Consider the following 1,432-nt stretch of genomic DNA (forward strand, 5'->3'; position numbering starts at 1 on the left):
GGTCGGCCAGACGATGCAGGTCATTGTCGATGACATCGACGAGGACGGCATCGCCACCTGCCGCACCAAGGCCGACGCGCCGGAGATCGACGGCAATCTGTTCATTGATGAGGGAACAGAAGGGTTGCAGGCGGGCGATCTGGTGACCGTTGAAGTTGACGAGGCGGGAGAGTATGATCTGTGGGGTAAAACTAGGTAACACTCGAGAGCACATTGACCATTCGTTTCCTTTCGAACTTTGCCTTAGGCTGCTTTGTAGGCGCGCTTTCTGCCCTTATTGTTGCTTGGATCATCGACGAAACTGTCAGCGCGGCTTACCAGAAAAATTGGATCTACCTGTTCTCCGCTTTGATCACCTTAGCCGCAGCTTCCCTTGCTCTAATGGGGACATTATCAGTTATTTCCAACCAAAATAAAGTTTCTAAAGATCAAAAGGACGCATCTTTACGCGCGGCAAAAGCAACATTGCCTTTGGCGCTTTCAGAGCTTGTAAGAGCTTGCAATGCTGGCATTAAGTACGCGGACAAAGATGCCTCATTTTTTAAATCTCGAGAGAACCGAGAAGACTATGAAAGAGACACCGCAATATCAACGGAAGTCCTTGCAACTATACAATCCTGTATCGAGTATTCCGACGGCAGGTCAGGAAAATGGCTCTCCGTTGTCGTTCAGTATTATTAAATCTCCAATGTTCGCTTCCTTGCTAACTTCGACATCACACCCGTCACAAACGGTGATCAAAAAAAAGCCGACCAAATTTTCGATTGGATTTTAGCAAAAGCTTTGGTTGAGAATCTCTTCGACTTTGCTAGAGGTTCAGATAGTTCTCCTGAGAGCCTTGATCCTAATTTGCTAAAGATACCGATTTTGGCTTCTTGGCGTCACAAGGAACTTGGAACAAAAGTCAGCCAGAAGATTACCTCTGCAAAAGCTCATTACACACCATTCAACGCTGAGAAATTCTTTTATAGCAGGATTAACTCGGCGCAGAGTAAGCCTCTCGCCCCTTCCAATTCCCCAGCGCCTGACCCTGGGTGGGTGCGAAGCGCCCTCCCGTGGGGAGGGTCGGGCGCTGCCCGCGCTTTGCGCGGGCTTTTGCTTTTCTGCCTCTACCTATAGAGCAATTCCCTGCTACCCTCTCCCCAAACCGCAACCAGCCAGGGAGAGCCCCCAGCCATGACAGACACTCCGGAAATCGCGCAAAAAGCCCCCTTCCCCGTCGAGGTGAGTGAAGGAAAGACCTATTTCTGGTGCGCCTGCGGCAAGTCGCAAAAGCAGCCGTTTTGCGATGGCTCGCATAAGGGGACGGAGTTTGCGCCGGTCAAATACACCGCGGAGAAGGACGGCAAGCTGTTCTTTTGCGGCTGCAAGCACTCAGGCAAAAAGCCCCTGTGCGACGGCAGCCACTCCAAGCTGTAGCAGACCATCCCGC

At 51.3% G+C, this 1,432-nt stretch carries 2 protein-coding genes and 1 pseudogene; all 3 read left to right on the forward strand.

Annotation, left to right across the window (positions count from 1 at the left end):
* Positions 1–199, forward strand: a pseudogene (locus A2I95_RS37690) (30S ribosomal protein S12 methylthiotransferase RimO); the annotation flags it as partial.
* Positions 200–213: 14 nt separating this feature from the next.
* Positions 214–681 carry a hypothetical protein gene (locus A2I95_RS37695; protein WP_291737551.1) on the forward strand — a complete coding sequence of 156 codons (468 nt, stop codon included), beginning with the start codon at positions 214–216 and terminating at the stop codon, positions 679–681.
* A gap of 495 nt (positions 682–1,176) precedes the next feature.
* Positions 1,177–1,419: a CDGSH iron-sulfur domain-containing protein gene (locus tag A2I95_RS37700; protein WP_291737552.1), complete on the forward strand. Its 243-nt coding sequence runs from the start codon at positions 1,177–1,179 to the stop codon at positions 1,417–1,419.
* Positions 1,420–1,432: the final 13 nt, after the last annotated feature.

This window comes from Leisingera sp. F5, assembly GCF_001593695.1.